The 13,669-nt window shown below is 66.8% G+C and carries 16 protein-coding genes; 8 read left to right on the forward strand and 8 right to left on the reverse strand.

Annotated features, from left to right (window positions below; genetic code table 11):
* Nucleotides 1-172: 172 nt before the first annotated feature.
* From AC3FKG_RS06780 to AC3FKG_RS06790, 3 genes are all read right to left on the reverse strand, one after another.
* Complete coding sequence (locus AC3FKG_RS06780) at nt 173-613, reverse strand: hypothetical protein (RefSeq protein ID WP_483710984.1); 441 nt, start codon at nt 611-613, stop codon at nt 173-175.
* 68 nt (nt 614-681) lie between these two features.
* Nucleotides 682-2,409 (reverse strand): DNA repair protein RecN, encoded by a 1,728-nt coding sequence (recN, locus tag AC3FKG_RS06785; protein ID WP_488742726.1) that lies wholly within the window; start codon nt 2,407-2,409, stop codon nt 682-684.
* A gap of 94 nt (nt 2,410-2,503) precedes the next feature.
* The gene (locus tag AC3FKG_RS06790; RefSeq protein ID WP_483710986.1) at nt 2,504-3,421 is read right to left on the reverse strand and encodes an NAD kinase; all 918 of its coding nucleotides are present in this window, start codon (nt 3,419-3,421) and stop codon (nt 2,504-2,506) included.
* A gap of 112 nt (nt 3,422-3,533) precedes the next feature.
* Between AC3FKG_RS06790 and hrcA the strand changes: the two genes are divergently transcribed.
* From hrcA to AC3FKG_RS06805, 3 genes are all read left to right on the forward strand, one after another.
* The gene (gene hrcA, locus AC3FKG_RS06795; RefSeq protein ID WP_483710987.1) at nt 3,534-4,574 is read left to right on the forward strand and encodes a heat-inducible transcriptional repressor HrcA; all 1,041 of its coding nucleotides are present in this window, start codon (nt 3,534-3,536) and stop codon (nt 4,572-4,574) included.
* Nucleotides 4,575-4,657: 83 nt separating this feature from the next.
* Nucleotides 4,658-5,773: a ferrochelatase gene (gene hemH, locus AC3FKG_RS06800; protein WP_483710988.1), complete on the forward strand. Its 1,116-nt coding sequence runs from the start codon at nt 4,658-4,660 to the stop codon at nt 5,771-5,773.
* Nucleotides 5,770-6,165, forward strand: a complete 396-nt coding sequence (locus AC3FKG_RS06805) for an RNA-binding S4 domain-containing protein (RefSeq protein WP_483710989.1) — start codon at nt 5,770-5,772, stop codon at nt 6,163-6,165. Before hemH ends, AC3FKG_RS06805 begins: the two co-directional genes overlap by 4 nt.
* Before the next feature lie 72 nt (nt 6,166-6,237).
* Here AC3FKG_RS06805 and AC3FKG_RS06810 read toward each other — a convergent pair whose 3' ends face one another.
* Entirely contained in the window at nt 6,238-6,402 is a 165-nt protein-coding gene (locus tag AC3FKG_RS06810) for a hypothetical protein (RefSeq protein ID WP_483710990.1), read from the reverse strand.
* 272 nt (nt 6,403-6,674) lie between these two features.
* Between AC3FKG_RS06810 and grpE the strand changes: the two genes are divergently transcribed.
* Both grpE and AC3FKG_RS06820 read left to right on the forward strand, forming a co-directional pair.
* The gene (gene grpE, locus AC3FKG_RS06815; protein WP_483710991.1) at nt 6,675-7,229 is read left to right on the forward strand and encodes a nucleotide exchange factor GrpE; all 555 of its coding nucleotides are present in this window, start codon (nt 6,675-6,677) and stop codon (nt 7,227-7,229) included.
* Between the two features lie 105 nt (nt 7,230-7,334).
* Entirely contained in the window at nt 7,335-7,760 is a 426-nt protein-coding gene (locus tag AC3FKG_RS06820; protein ID WP_483710992.1) for a thioredoxin family protein, read from the forward strand.
* Here AC3FKG_RS06820 and AC3FKG_RS06825 read toward each other — a convergent pair.
* Together AC3FKG_RS06825 and AC3FKG_RS06830 are read right to left on the reverse strand one after the other, a co-directional pair.
* Nucleotides 7,757-9,049 (reverse strand): phospholipase A, encoded by a 1,293-nt coding sequence (locus tag AC3FKG_RS06825; RefSeq protein ID WP_488742727.1) that lies wholly within the window; start codon nt 9,047-9,049, stop codon nt 7,757-7,759. The genes AC3FKG_RS06820 and AC3FKG_RS06825 overlap by 4 nt on opposite strands.
* 138 nt (nt 9,050-9,187) lie before the next feature.
* The gene (locus AC3FKG_RS06830; protein ID WP_488742728.1) at nt 9,188-9,619 is read right to left on the reverse strand and encodes a DUF1841 family protein; all 432 of its coding nucleotides are present in this window, start codon (nt 9,617-9,619) and stop codon (nt 9,188-9,190) included.
* Between the two features lie 101 nt (nt 9,620-9,720).
* Here AC3FKG_RS06830 and AC3FKG_RS06835 point away from each other — a divergent pair, with 101 nt between their 5' ends.
* Both AC3FKG_RS06835 and AC3FKG_RS06840 read left to right on the forward strand, forming a co-directional pair.
* Nucleotides 9,721-10,647 (forward strand): DMT family transporter, encoded by a 927-nt coding sequence (locus AC3FKG_RS06835; protein WP_488742729.1) that lies wholly within the window; start codon nt 9,721-9,723, stop codon nt 10,645-10,647.
* Between the two features lie 89 nt (nt 10,648-10,736).
* Nucleotides 10,737-11,324, forward strand: coding sequence for a malonic semialdehyde reductase (locus AC3FKG_RS06840; protein ID WP_483710996.1), 588 nt, complete (start codon nt 10,737-10,739; stop codon nt 11,322-11,324).
* 67 nt (nt 11,325-11,391) lie between these two features.
* Here the strand turns inward: AC3FKG_RS06840 and nth are convergent, their stop codons facing one another.
* Both nth and rsxB read right to left on the reverse strand, forming a co-directional pair.
* On the reverse strand, nt 11,392-12,036 hold the full coding sequence (gene nth, locus AC3FKG_RS06845) for an endonuclease III (RefSeq protein ID WP_483710997.1): 645 nt from the start codon (nt 12,034-12,036) through the stop codon (nt 11,392-11,394).
* A complete protein-coding gene (gene rsxB, locus AC3FKG_RS06850) occupies nt 12,033-12,764 on the reverse strand; it encodes an electron transport complex subunit RsxB (RefSeq protein ID WP_488742730.1) in 732 nt (243 codons plus the stop codon). Before rsxB ends, nth begins: the two co-directional genes overlap by 4 nt.
* A gap of 207 nt (nt 12,765-12,971) precedes the next feature.
* Between rsxB and AC3FKG_RS06855 the strand changes: the two genes are divergently transcribed.
* Complete coding sequence (locus tag AC3FKG_RS06855; protein ID WP_488677252.1) at nt 12,972-13,604, forward strand: TetR/AcrR family transcriptional regulator; 633 nt, start codon at nt 12,972-12,974, stop codon at nt 13,602-13,604.
* The last annotated feature ends 65 nt before the right edge of the window (nt 13,605-13,669 follow it).

The following is a 13,669-nucleotide window of genomic DNA, read 5'->3' on the forward strand; positions in this document are numbered from 1 at the left end:
GGGGGGGCGCCGGAAACCGGGGGGCCCGGGGGGGGCCTTCCCCCCCCCGGGGGGCCCCGGGGGGGGGGGGCCCCCGCCCCCCCCGCCCCCGGGACAGTGCTATGTAGCGAATACGATCCGTTCGGATTCTGCAAGTTCGATGAAGGCTTGCCCCGGACGATGCTTCGGCCGCTCAGCTCGCCGGCATGTCGCGGCTGACTGGCATGGTGTGGTTGGGCTTGAGCATACGGTCAGGCTCGGCCGAGCCGATGCGCGGTGCCGCACGCAACGTCGCCAGGGCCTGGTCCATGGTGGCATCCGGCGACGCACTGATGGCCGTCACCAGCCACACGCCGCCGGACAGGGGCCGCTTGACCACGAAGCGGATCGGCCCTTCGATGGTGTCGAGCAGCTTGCCGGCTTCCTCGGAGACATTCACGTCGGGCGCCGTGAAGCGGACCATGATGTCGCCGACCACCCGATCCGCCGAAATCGCGCCGCGCGGAGGTTGCGATGCCTTGGGCTGGGCCTGGCAGCCGGTCAGCGCCAAGAGTGCCGCGATGGCGACCGCCCCCGCGGCGAACACCGGCACGAAGGCACGCCGGCGACCGGCGGACGGCAGAGGGCGGGTCATGGTTTGCTCCTGTGAATACGTGAATAGTTGGCGACGGCGATTGCCAGCAGCCTCGGGCGCTGGCTGGTTCAGCCGGCGCTGCGCCGCGAGCGCCGGCCTTCCTTGCCGCTGCTCGCGCGCGCGCCTTGCGCGAGCATTTCCTCGGCGTGCTGGAGCGTGGTGGCGGTCACCGTCGCGCCACCGAGCATGCGGGCGGTTTCCACCACGCGGCCGGCGGCGTCGAGCGCGCGGATACGCGAGCGCGTGATCGACACGGACCCGTCGCCCGTGGTTTCCTTGCTGACCAGCAGATGCTGCCCGGCCTGCGCGGCGACCTGCGGCAGGTGCGTTACGCACAGGACCTGGCGCGCGCGCCCGAGTTCCTGGAGGCGCCGGCCGACCACTTCGGCCACCGCGCCGCCAATGCCGGTGTCGACTTCGTCGAAGATCAGCGTGGGCGTGGGCGATGCTTCGCTGGTGATGACCGAGATCGCGAGGCTGATGCGTGCCAGTTCGCCGCCGGAGGCGACGCGGGCCAGCGGCCGGGCGCTGACGCCGGCGTGGCCGGCGACCAGGAATTCGACCTGCTCCAGGCCATAGCTCTGGCCTTCCTCCAGTGGATTAAGTGCGGCGACGAAGCTGCCGCCCGCCATCGACAGGCCCTGCATGGCGTCGGTAACGGCCGTGGACAGGGCCTTGGCCGCTTCCTTGCGGGCCAGGCTCAAGTGCTGGGCCAGCGTCAGGTAGGCCGCCTTGGCGGCCGCCTCGCGCGCGAGCACCTTGTTGATGTCCTGCGCCGACTGCAGGTCGTCGAGCTGCTGGCGGCGCGCCAGCAGTTCATCGGCCAGCTGCTCGGGCGGCAGGCGGTACTTGCGCGCCGTGGCATGCAGCGCCTGCATGCGGTCGCTGACGGCTTCGAGCCGTTCAGGGTCGAGTTCGAGGCGGTCGACATAGCGCATGAGCGAATGCGCCGCTTCCTCGGCCTGCAACTGCGCGGGCTCCAGCGCGGCGAGCACGTCGCGCAGCGCCGGATCGACGTCGGCAAGCTGCTGAACCCGGTGCACGATGGCATTGAGCGCCGACAGGACCGAGCCGTCGGCTTCGGACAGGGCATCGAGCGCGGCGCGGCTGCCATCGATCAGGCCCGCTGCGTGGGACAGGCGGTTGTACTCCGCCTGGATCTCTTCCCATTCACCGGGCTGCGGCGCGAGCTTGTCGAGTTCGCCGACCTGCCATTCGAGCCGCTCGCGTTCGAGCTGCATTTCGCGCGACTGGTGCTCGACCGCCTCGCGCTGGCGCACGCAGGCGCGCCACGCGCGCCAGGACTCGGCTACCGCGCCGGCCTGCTGGGTCAGCCCGGCATGGGCGTCGAACAGCAGGCGCTGGGCGTCGGGGCGCAGCAGCAGCTGGTGGGCATGCTGGCCATGGATATCGACCAGCTGGTCGCCGACCTCGCGCAACTGGGCCAGCGTCGCGGCGGCGCCGTTGATGAAGGCCTTGCTGCGACCACCGGCGTCGACCGTGCGCCGCAGCAGCACGGTCCGCATGCCGCCGTCGTCCTCGCCGCCCAGTTCTTGCTCGTCGAGCCAGGCGTCGAGGGCCACGTGCGTCGAGAAGGTGGCGCTGATGCTGGCGCGCGTGGCGCCTTCGCGCACGATGCCGGCATCGGCGCGTTCGCCCAGCACCAGCGCCAGCGCGTCGATCAGGATCGATTTGCCGGCGCCGGTTTCGCCGGTGAAGACCGTGAAGCCGGACTGGAAATCGAGGTCGAGCGTATCGACGATGACGAAATCGCGGATGGACAGGCTGCGCAGCATCGTGGCGGTGAAAGGGTTGGGTCGGTGCGGACGGTTTGAGCCGGATTTAGCCGGATTCAGCCGGATTCAGCCGGATTCAGCCGGATTCAGTCGCTCAGAGGCGGTTGTCCTCGGTCGGGTACTCGTGCCAGTGCAGCTTCTTGCGCAGCGTGGCGTAGTAGTTGTAGCCCACCGGGTGCAGCAGCTGGATGGTCTTCTTCGAGCGCCGCACGACGATGCGGTCGCCCGGCAGCAGCGACGTGAGCGACTGCATGTCGAAGTTGACGCTGGCGTCGCGCGCGGTCGCCACCTCGATGGTCACCTCGGCATCGTGCGGCAGCACGATGGGCCGGTTGGACAGCGAGTGCGGGGCGATTGGCACCAGCACCAGGCCTGACAGCGTCGGGTGGAGGATCGGTCCGCCGGCGGACAGCGCGTAGGCGGTCGAACCGGTGGCGGTCGACACGATCAGGCCGTCCGACCGCTGGTTGTACATGAAGTAGCCGTCCACCGACACGGCCAGTTCGACCATGCCGGAAATGCCCGAACGGTTGACCACCACGTCGTTCAGGGCCAGCGCGGAGAAGATGCGGCTGTCGTCGCGCACGACGCTGGATTCCAGCAGCAGCCGGGTCTCGGCCTCGTAGCGGCCTTCGAGCATGTCCGGCAGCACCGTCTGCACGTCTTCGAGCGGGATATCCGTCATGAAGCCGAGCCGGCCGTGGTTGACGCCGATCAGCGGCACGTTGTGTCCGGCAAGCTGGCGGGCAAGCCCGAGCAGCGTGCCGTCGCCGCCCAGCACCACGGCGACGTCCGCCTCCCGGCCGATTTCCTCGGCGGTCAGTGCGGGATAGCCGGTCAGCCCGGTGGCCTGCGCGGTCTCGCGTTCGAACACCACATCCTGGCCATTGCGCAGGATGTAGGACGCGAGCTCCTCCAGCGGGCCTTCGATGCCGGCAGTCGAGTACCGGCCCACGAGGGCCACGGTCTTGAACGGGGTGCGCAAGGCGCTGGTTTTGGGGGGGGCAGACATGCGGGGATTAGACCATACCGCCGTGACCGTTGCCAGCATGGGGCGGACGCGCCATGTGGCGGGGGCCGGCCAGGCGCCCGAAGCGGTAAAACTTGCGTAAAATCGGGGCATCATGGATGAACGTTCGAAAACGCTGCTCAAGACCCTGATTGAGCGCTACATTGCCGAAGGGCAGCCGGTCGGCTCCCGGACCCTGTCCAGGTATTCCGGGTTGGACCTGTCGCCGGCCACCATCCGCAATGTGATGTCCGATCTGGAGGAAATGGGCTTTATCTCAAGCCCGCATACTTCCGCGGGACGGATCCCCACGCCGCGCGGGTATCGCCTGTTCGTCGATACCATGCTGACCGTCAAGCCGATCGAGCGCGGCGGCATGGAGATGACGGAGCTGGCCGGCCAGATCCAGGGCCAGCTCGGCGGTCAGCAGCAGCTCGGCCCGCAGCGCGTGATCACGGCGGCCGCGCGAACCTTGTCAAACCTCTCGCACTTTGCCGGCGTGATCATGACACCGCGGCGCGCGCAGTCGTTCCGTCAGATCGAATTCATGCGGCTGTCGGACAAGCGCATCCTGCTGATCATCGTCAGCCCTGAGGGCGACGTGCAGAACCGGATCATCCAGACGGAACTGCCGTACACCCCCGCCCAGCTCATTGAAGCGGCGAATTTCTTCAACGCGCATTACGCGGGCATGAGCTTCGACGCCGTGCGCGACCACCTGCGCGTGGAACTGCGCGACCTGCGGCGCGACATGTCGCAACTGATGCAGGCGGCGGTCGAGGCGGGCAGCAGCGCCATGGAAGAAGAGGACGACCACGTCTACATCAGCGGCGAGCGCAAGCTGCTGGAGGTGGAAGACCTGTCGTCGAGCATGGACAAGCTGCGCCGGCTGTTCGACGTGTTCGAGCACAAGACCAGCCTGCTCCAGCTGCTGGACGTGTCAAGCCATGCGCAGGGCGTGCAGATTTTCATCGGCGGCGAAAGCCAGCTGGTGCCGCTCGAGGACATGGCCGTGATCACCGCGCCATACGAGGTGGATGGCCAGATCGTCGGCACGCTGGGGGTGATCGGCCCGACCCGCATGGCCTATGAGCGGGTCATCCCGATTGTCGACATCACGGCACGGCTGCTGTCGAGCGCACTGAGCCAGAACTAGGACCCGTCCAGCGGGTCACACAGTCTGCGTCCCCATTTCCACAGCCCGGCGGCATCCTGCCGCCCGGCCCTATCGGAAGCGACATGACGTTTTCTCCCGAACCGGTCTATCAGCACGGCCAGGCGCCGCGCACGGCCATCCTGCTGGTCAACCTGGGCACGCCCGACGCACCGACCCCCAAGGCGGTGGGGCGCTACCTGAAGGAGTTCCTTTCCGATCCGCGCGTGGTCGAGATCCCGCGCCTGGCCTGGCTGCCGCTGCTGCATGGGGTGATCGTGCCGCTGCGCTCGCGCGCCTCGGCCCTCAAGTACGAGTCGATCTGGCTGCGCGAGGCGCATATGACCGGGTCGCCGCTACTCGTATACAGCGAACGCCAGGCGCACGCGCTGCAGCGCCTGCTCAACCAGCAGGGCTACGAGGTCACGGTCGCCTGCGCGATGCGCTATGGCAATCCGTCGGTCGAATCCGTGCTGGAGGCGCTGCGCCGCCAGGGCACGGAGCAGGTGCTGGTGCTGCCGATGTATCCGCAATACTCCGGCACCACCACGGCCACCGCGTTCGACGAGGTATTCCGGGTGCTCGGCCAGTGGCGCAACCAGCCTGAACTTCGCTTCGTGAAGCATTTCCATGACCATCCCGCCTATATTGCGGCGCTGCACCAGCAGGTCGGGGCGTACTGGGCCCAGCATGGCATGCCGGATTTCGCGCACGGCGACAAGCTGATCCTGTCCTTCCACGGCGTGCCGCGCCGGACGCTGGAACTGGGCGATCCCTATCACTGCGAATGCCTCAAGACGGGGCGCCTTCTCGGCGACGCGCTGGGTCTCCAGCCGGGTCAGTATCAGGTGACGTTCCAGTCTCGTTTTGGCAAGGCCGAATGGCTCCAGCCCTATACGGCGCCGACGCTGGCGGAACTGGGCAAGGTCGGCGCGGGGCGGGTCGATGTCTTCTGCCCGGGCTTTCCCGCCGACTGCATCGAGACGCTGGAAGAGATTGCCATGGAAGGCCAGACCGAGTTCATGGTGGCGGGCGGCAAGCAGTTCCACTTCATCCCGTGCATGAACGATGCCCAGGCCTGGATCGCGGCGCTGGCGGAGATTGCCTTGCAGCACCTGCAGGGCTGGCCGCTGAACGCGCCGCATCCGCATGAACTGGAAGCGCGCCGCAGTCGCGCGCAGACCCGTGGAGCGGCAGCATGAACGTCAGTTTCGAGCCCGACGCGCGCCTGCGTATCGACAAATGGCTCTGGTGCGCACGCTTCTTCAAGACCCGCTCGCTTGCGGCAGAGGCCGTCGAGCGGGGCAAGGTCACGGTCAACGGCCAGCCATGCAAGAATTCCCGCGAAGTCCGGCCGGGCGACATGGTGGTGCTCGAAGCCCATCAGCAGCGCTGGGAAGTGATGGTGAAGGGCATTGCGCAGGCGCGCGGTCCGGCGCCAGTGGCACAGACGCTCTATGCGGAAACCGAGGCCAGCCAGGCTCGTCGTCAAACCGAAGCGGAGCAGCGGCGTTTCCAGCCGGAACCGTCGTCGCAGTTGCAGGGCCGTCCCACCAAAAAGGACCGGCGGCGCATTGATGATTTCAGGCGCTGAACGCGACAACGCGGCCGTTCCGGCAAGCGCCGGTACGGCCGCGTTGAAGGATCAGCGTCAGGCAGCGGCGTGCTACGGATTGACGCCGATGTAGTGGACGAGGTAATGCTTGAACACGGCCTTGCCGCTGCCATACTCCGTATCGCGCGGAGTCAGCGCGCCGGACAGGCAGATGAAGACTGTCATGAATGACAGCGCGGCAAGCAGGCAGAGCGTCACGACGGGAAGCTTGTGCATGGCCAACCTTTCGGGAGAGGCACAAATGTGATCCAACTCCAGACCCCCGTTATTTTTGTCATTTTTCTTGATAAGAATGTTAGTGAGTGCAGTGCAACAAAGCAATAAGCGTTCAATTGCACAAGGGGGGCGTTTGTAACGGTGTGTTTCGGGGTCTCTTTGCAACCACCCTTGAAAAAAGTCGGGTTGCCACCAGATCAGCGGGACACACGCCGATTTACCCACCGCGGCCTGCACCGGACGGCCGCGACAATGCATTGATACGGATCGACATGGAAGAACAGAAGCAGACGCCATCCACCCCGACGCCTGAGTCCGCCGCCGAAGAGGTCATCAACGCCGCGGCCGCCGCGCCAGAGACTGCCGCCGTGGACGATGTGGCGGCACAGCTTGCCGCGCTGGAAGCCAAGGCGCGCGAGCACTACGACATGTATGTGCGCTCCGTGGCGGAAAGCGAGAACATCCGCCGCCGCGCGCAGGAGGACGTGTCCAAGGCGCACAAGTTCGCCATCGAGAATTTTGCCGACAACCTGCTGCCCGTGATGGACAGCCTGCAGGCTGCGCTGGCGGACGGTTCGGGCGATATCGCCAAGTTGCGCGAGGGCGTCGAACTGACCGCGCGCCAACTGGCCGCTGCCTTCGAGCGCGGCAAGATCGTGGAACTGAACCCGGTCGGCGACAAGTTCGACCCGCACCGCCACCAGGCTATCTCGATGGTGCCGTCCGAGCAGGATGCCAACACCGTCGTGACGGTGCTGCAACGCGGCTATATGATTGCCGACCGCGTGCTCCGTCCGGCGCTGGTGACGGTTTCGGCACCCAAGTAGGCAGGGATCGCGGGTGCGGCCGAGCGGTCGCTCCCGCCGATACCATCCTCGACGCCCCGGCGCCAGTCTGGCCCCGGGGCGTCTTGCCATTCACGGAGGCAAGCCATGAGCGACGCAGCACCCGGTACCACGCCATCATCCGAAGCGCACCTGGACCATCGCGCCTTTGATGCATTCGGCATGCAAGCGGTGGACGAGGCCTCGATCGATGCCGCCATCGCCGCGGCGGGCGACAAGCTGGTGTGCGTGTTCTTCTGGGGCGTGGACTGTTTCAACTGCGAAATGGCGAAGCAGGCCATGCTCTCCAACCCCGGGCCGATCCGCGCCCTGGACCTGCACTGGCTGCATGCCAATGTCTATGCGCACCCGGAGCTCGGCCGGCGTTTCGGCCTGCATGGCATTCCGGTCTTCATGTTCTACCGGAACGGAAAGAAGCTCGGCCGGGCCACCGGCTGGCACGGCCATGGCCAGTTCGCGGCGGCGGTGGCAAACGCGCGCCTGAAGGCGCAAGGCAAGCCGCTCGCCGGCTAGCGCGACAGCGCGTATCCCAGCCGGAACTGCCAGGGCACCTTCTGGTTGTAGTCGAGCAGGCTTTCGCCATAGCCGGCGAAATAGCCGGCCATCAGGTATCCGGCGGTGCCCGGTATGAGCCGCGCCAGCGGATAGGTCACCCGCGCGTCGACGCTGCCGTACCAGCTGCGCGTGCCTTTGCGCACCGTGGCGGCAAACTCCCACGAATCAGCCTTGCCATAGGCCAGGTCCAGGTCCATGTAGCCGCGGTAATGCGCGATGTCGGGGTTGTCGTTCTTCTCCAGGTAGGCGTACAGCTTGGGCGCGACGCGCCAGTGCCAGTTGTTCTGGTCGCCGAAATAGAACGTCGGCTTGAAGAAAACGGTATTGATGCTGCGCGAGTCGTCGCCGTTGCGGCCGTTGGACTCGTGCTCCAGCCCGGTGGCCAGCGACAGGCGGCTGATGGCCGGGTTATGCACGCCCGTGTCGGACAGGTAGTAATAGAAGCTCGGCCGGTAGTTGGTGTCGCGGAACGGCTTGGAATCCTGCGACAGGTCCCACAACGAGAACTGCGTGTAGGCGAAGTAGAGGTTGTCGATCAGGCGCCGCGAGGCCGGATCCTTGCCTTCCAGGATGCGGTACTTGAAGCTGAGCTGAAATTTGGCATTGCCGCCATCGTGCGCGCCGGCGATGAAGTACATCGGGTCATTGAAAGACAGGCGCGCGCTGTCACGCAGGTCGGCCGGAACCGGGGCTGGCTGAGCGGCCGAGGCGACGGGTACTACCGGCGCCGGCGTGTTGTCGGCGGCCCCGGCTTCATGCGCGGGCGCGGAGGCGGCGGCTGCCAGCGGCGTCGCGGCCGGCTGGCCGGACGTTGCCTGCTGGTTCAGCGTGACGAGTACCGGCGCGGCGTCGATGCCTGTGGCGTCCAGGCGAATCGTGCCGCGCAAGCCGGGCGGCAGGTCGGCGGCATAGCGGATGGTCCGGTTTTCCCCCTTGCGCAGGGAAACGATGGCAGGGCCCGGTTGCTCTCGCCGCAGGATGAGTTTCACCGGCGCCTGGAGATCGCCGGAGGCGGTGACTTCAAGCGTGTCGGGTATTTGGTACCGGCGCGTTCCGGTCTCGGCGCGGATCAGCAGCGTCAGTGCGAGCGGCCGGGCGCCGTCGATGACGCGGGGCGGCTGCAGCATCGAGACCGCGGCGTGGCCTGACAGGGGCAGGGTGGAAGCCAGCAGCAGGCAAAACCATTTCCACTTCGCGCCGGCTCCATGGGCGCGCTGGCCCTGTGCGGGCTGAGACGTCTCGGGCATATCGGGGAAGCGCCGAGTCCGGCCGGACTTCGGCGCAGGCGGATGGCAATGCGGGCAAGCCTACCACGGTACCCGCTGGCGGTTGTGACGAATTGTACGCAGGGGCGCCGTCTCGGTCTTCTGGCGTAGCGGCGTCGATCAGCGCGACGCGCGGCGCCGAACGTTTTCGACGTATTGCACACCATCCGGCGGAAGGCCGGTCCGTTGTGCCTGCCATAGCATCTCGCCCAGGCATTCCATGACCTGGTGCTGGGCTTCGTGCGGCGAGTCCAGGCGCTGTGTCAGCGTTTCGTAGGCCTGGCGGATGCCCGGAGGCTGGTCGATGGAGACCTGCTCCGAAATCGACAGGTGCATGGCCAGGTGGAGGAACGGGTTGGTCTGGCCCATTTCGGGCGTAAAGTCCTGCGCCAGCGCGCCTTCGGTATCGGTCAGCAGCGCCTGGTATTCCGGGTGCTCGCCGATCCAGTCGACGGCAATGGCTTCCAGCGGGGTCAGGACGCCGCCGGAAAGCTGCTTCTGCCAGGCATCGCAGAAGAATCGGCGGACTTCTTCACGGGAGGGATTAAACATGGTGGCGTCATTGTAAACGAGCACTCGCGGCCGCGCTGCCGGTGGCGCCGGCGCCATTAGAATGCGGGATTGGCCAATCGGGCCGCCGTCCGACGTTCTCCATGTCCGTTTCCACGTCAGCTGTCTCTGAACGCGCCCGCGAAAAGTTCGTGGGCGTGCTGCTGATCGCGCTGTCCGCGAGTGCCTTCGGTGCGATGGCGATCTTCGCCCGGTTCGCCTATGAGGCGGGTGCCGATGTCTATGGCCTGCTGACCGTGCGCTTCACGCTGGCCGCCGTGGCGCTGGCGTTCGTGATGCGCGGGCGCGGCATCCGGCTGCCGTCGTGGCGGCGCGTGCTGGCGCTGGCGGCCATGGGCGGCATCGGCTATGTGGGCCAGTCCTTCTGCTTTTTCAGTGCACTCAACCATGCGCAGGCGAGCCTGGTGGCATTGCTGCTGTACCTGTATCCGCTCTTCGTCACGATCCTGGCGGCCATTTTCCTCAAGGAACGCCTGACGACCGCCGCGGTCATCGCGCTGGTATTGTGCTCGGCTGGCGCGGGGCTCACCGTCGGGGGCGGGGAGGGCAGTCCGCTTGGCATTGCGCTCGGGCTGGCCGCCGCCGTGATCTACTCGGTCTACATCATTGTTGGCGCGCGCGTGACGGCAGGCGTCAATGCGATCGCCACCACTACGGTGATCTGCACCGCGGCGGCACTGGTCTACGGCTCGATCAGCGTGCTGCGCCTTGGCGCCGGCGTGCCACCGCAGTTTCCCGCGACGGCGGGGGGGTGGCTGGCCATGCTCGGCATTGCCCTGCTGTCCACGGTGCTGGCCATCCTCACCTTCTTTGCCGGGCTCCAGCGCCTTGGCGCGGCGCAGGCGTCGATGCTGTCCACGCTGGAGCCGGTCGTCACGGTGGTGCTGGCCGCGGCGTTGCTTGGTGAACATATCAGTGGCGCGCAAGCGGTGGGCGGCGGCCTTATCCTGGCCGGCGTGCTGTGGCTGACCCGTCGTGCCAGCGCAGCGCCGAAGATGCAAGAGAATTGAATTCCCTGATCAAAGCGGCTGCACTAGCGTAGTCCGGCGCTTGGGTACAATTCGCGCTTCTCTTTCACACAATGTACAGGAACGAGCGCATGTCCCAGATCGATCAGGCAGCCCTGGCCCAATTGTTCACCGAAGCCCGCACGCACAACGTGTGGCAGGATCGTCACGTGGATGACGCCGTGCTGCACCAGGTCTATGAAGCCATGAAGTTCGGCCCGACTGCGGCCAACACCTGCCCGGCGCGCATCGTTTTCGTCAAGAGCGCCGCCGAGAAGGCCCGCCTGGTCGAGTGCATGTCCCCCGGCAACGTCGACAAGACCCGTTCCGCGCCCGTCACGGCCATCATCGCTTTCGACAAGGCCTTCCACGACCAGCTGCCCAAGCTGTTCCCGCATGCCGATGCCCGCTCGTGGTATGCCGGCAACGACGCCAAGATCGCCCGCGATGCGCTCATGAACAGCTCGCTGCAAGGCGGCTACTTCATCCTGGCCGCGCGCGCCATGGGCCTGGACTGCGGCCCGATGGGCGGCTTCGATGCCGACAAGATCAACGCTACGTTCTTCCCCGACGGCAAGTGGGAAGTCAACTTCCTGTGCAACCTGGGCTACGGCGAAAGCGACAAGCTGTTCCCGCGCCTGCCGCGCCTGTCGTTCGACGAAGCCTGCCGCGTGGTGTAAGACGGTACGCCTCGCCCGCCATGAATAAGACCCGCCTTGGCGGGTCTTTTGCTTTGGGCGGCGACGCTTAGCCCCGCGGGGCCTCGGTCTTGTCGCGGAACTCGCACAAGGGTTCGATCACGCAGTGCCAGCACTCGGGCTTGCGCGCCTTGCACACGTAGCGGCCATGCAGGATCAGCCAGTGATGGGCATCGTGCAGGAACTCCCTGGGCACCACCTTGAGCAGCTTGTCCTCGACGATCTGCACGTTCTTGCCCGGGGCCAGCCCGGTCCGGTTGGCCACGCGGAAGATATGCGTGTCGACGGCAATGGTCGGCTCGCCGAACGCGGTGTTGAGCACCACGTTGGCGGTCTTGCGGCCGACGCCGGGCAGCGCCTCCAGTGCGGCGCGGTCCTGCGGCACCTTGCCGCCGTGCCGCTCGACCAGGATGCGGCAGGTCTCGATCACATGCTTCGCCTTGGTCTTGTAGAGGCCGATGGTTTTGATATACCCGATCAGTCCTTCCTCGCCGAGGTCGAGCATCTGCTGCGGGGTATGCGCCACCGGATACAGCCTGCGGGTGGCCTTGTTGACGCCGATATCCGTGGCCTGCGCCGACAGCAGCACGGCGATCAGCAGCTCGAACGGAGAACTGTATTCCAGCTCGGTGGCCGGAGCCGGGTTGACCTCGCGCAGGGTCTCGAACAGCGCACGGGACTTGGCTGCGTTCATGGTTTTGCTGGACTGGTGTTGTTGTCGTTGTCCGGGGCGATGTCCTTGCCGGGCCGGGCGGCGGCGTGCTGCTTCTGGCGCGCCCGTTCGATCGCCGCCTGGATGATGGCGCGCTTGCGTTCCTGCGCCGCGCGCTCGGTGTCCGACTGGGCAGCTTCGGCCTGCAATGCCTGCAGCTTGGCGGCGGCCTTGGCGGCGAGGCGGGCGTCGTTCTCCTCGCGCTCGCGCACCAGCCGCTGCTTGCGCGCGACGTAGCGTGCATGGGCGGCATCGGCCTGTTCCTGCGTCCAGGCGTCCCAGCCGGTGCGCTGGCCGGTGACGGGCACCATGTCGATGCAGTCGACCGGGCAGGGCGGCACGCAGAGATCGCAACCGGTGCAGAGTTCCGGAATGATGGTGTGCATCTGCTTGGCGGCGCCGGCGATGGCGTCGACCGGGCAGGCCTGGATGCACAGCGTGCAGCCGATGCACAGGCTTTCGTCGATGCGCGCCACGGCGCGAGGCTGCTCGGCGCCGCGTTCCGGGTCGAGCGGCAGCGGCTCGGTGCCGAGCAGCGCGGACAGGCGTCGGATTCCCTCCGCGCCGCCGGGCGGGCAGCGGTTGCTGGCGGCTTCGCCGCTGGCCATGGCTTCGGCGTACGGACGGCAACCGTTGAAGCCGCACTTGGTGCACTGGGTTTGCGGCAGCAGCGCCTCGAGGCGGTCTGCGAGGGTGTGGGAGGAACTCACGACAACAGCAAGAATGGCGGGAAGGGGAAACGTTCGCGGCGACGGCGGGCTGCCGGCGGAATCGCGCGCCGGCCTCTGCGGGCCATGCGCCGCACGGATTATCCCCGATTTCGCGATCGGGCAAAACCGGCCATCATGCGCGACGGCCAGCCGGCCAGAAGCGCGCACGGCTGTGCCATAATCCGCGCAAACATCGACCCTTACCCCATGTCAAACGAGACCAGAACCAAACGGGACCCAGAGGGCACGCGCCGCCGCATCCTGGCGGCGGCCACGGAGGAATTTGCCAAGGGCGGCCTGGCCGGCGCCCGCGTCGACCAGATCGCGCGCCGCGCCGAGACCAACGAGCGCATGCTGTATTACTACTACGGCAGCAAGGAAGGGCTCTTCCTTGCCGTGCTGGAGAAGCAGTACGCGGAGTTCAGGGCTGCGGAGGAGCAGCTGCACATCACGGACGAAGACCCGGTTGCGGCAGTCCGCACGCTGGCCCGCTTCGTCTGGGACTGGTACTACCAGCACCCCGAGTTCATCCGGCTCGTCAACAGCGAAAACCTGCACGAGGCGCGCCACCTGAAGAAGTCGGCGCACCTGCATCAACTCGTCAATCCGATCGTCAACGTGCTGGCGGACATCATCCGTCGCGGCCAGCAGCAGGGGCTGTTCCGCGACAACGTCGATGTCCCGCAGTTCTACCTGACCATCTCGGCGCTGGGCTATTACGTGCTGTCGAACTGCTACACGATCAGCGCGGTGATCGGCCGTGACGTCGCCTCGCAGGACGAGCACGAGCGGTTTGCCGAGCTGCACACGGAGATGCTGCTGAGCTACCTGCGGCGCTGAGTCCGCCGCGCGCCTTCAAATGAATAACGCCCGCAACTGCGGGCGTTATTGCATGGCAGCGTACC

This window comes from Cupriavidus sp. 22TCCZM04-2 (assembly GCF_057798895.1).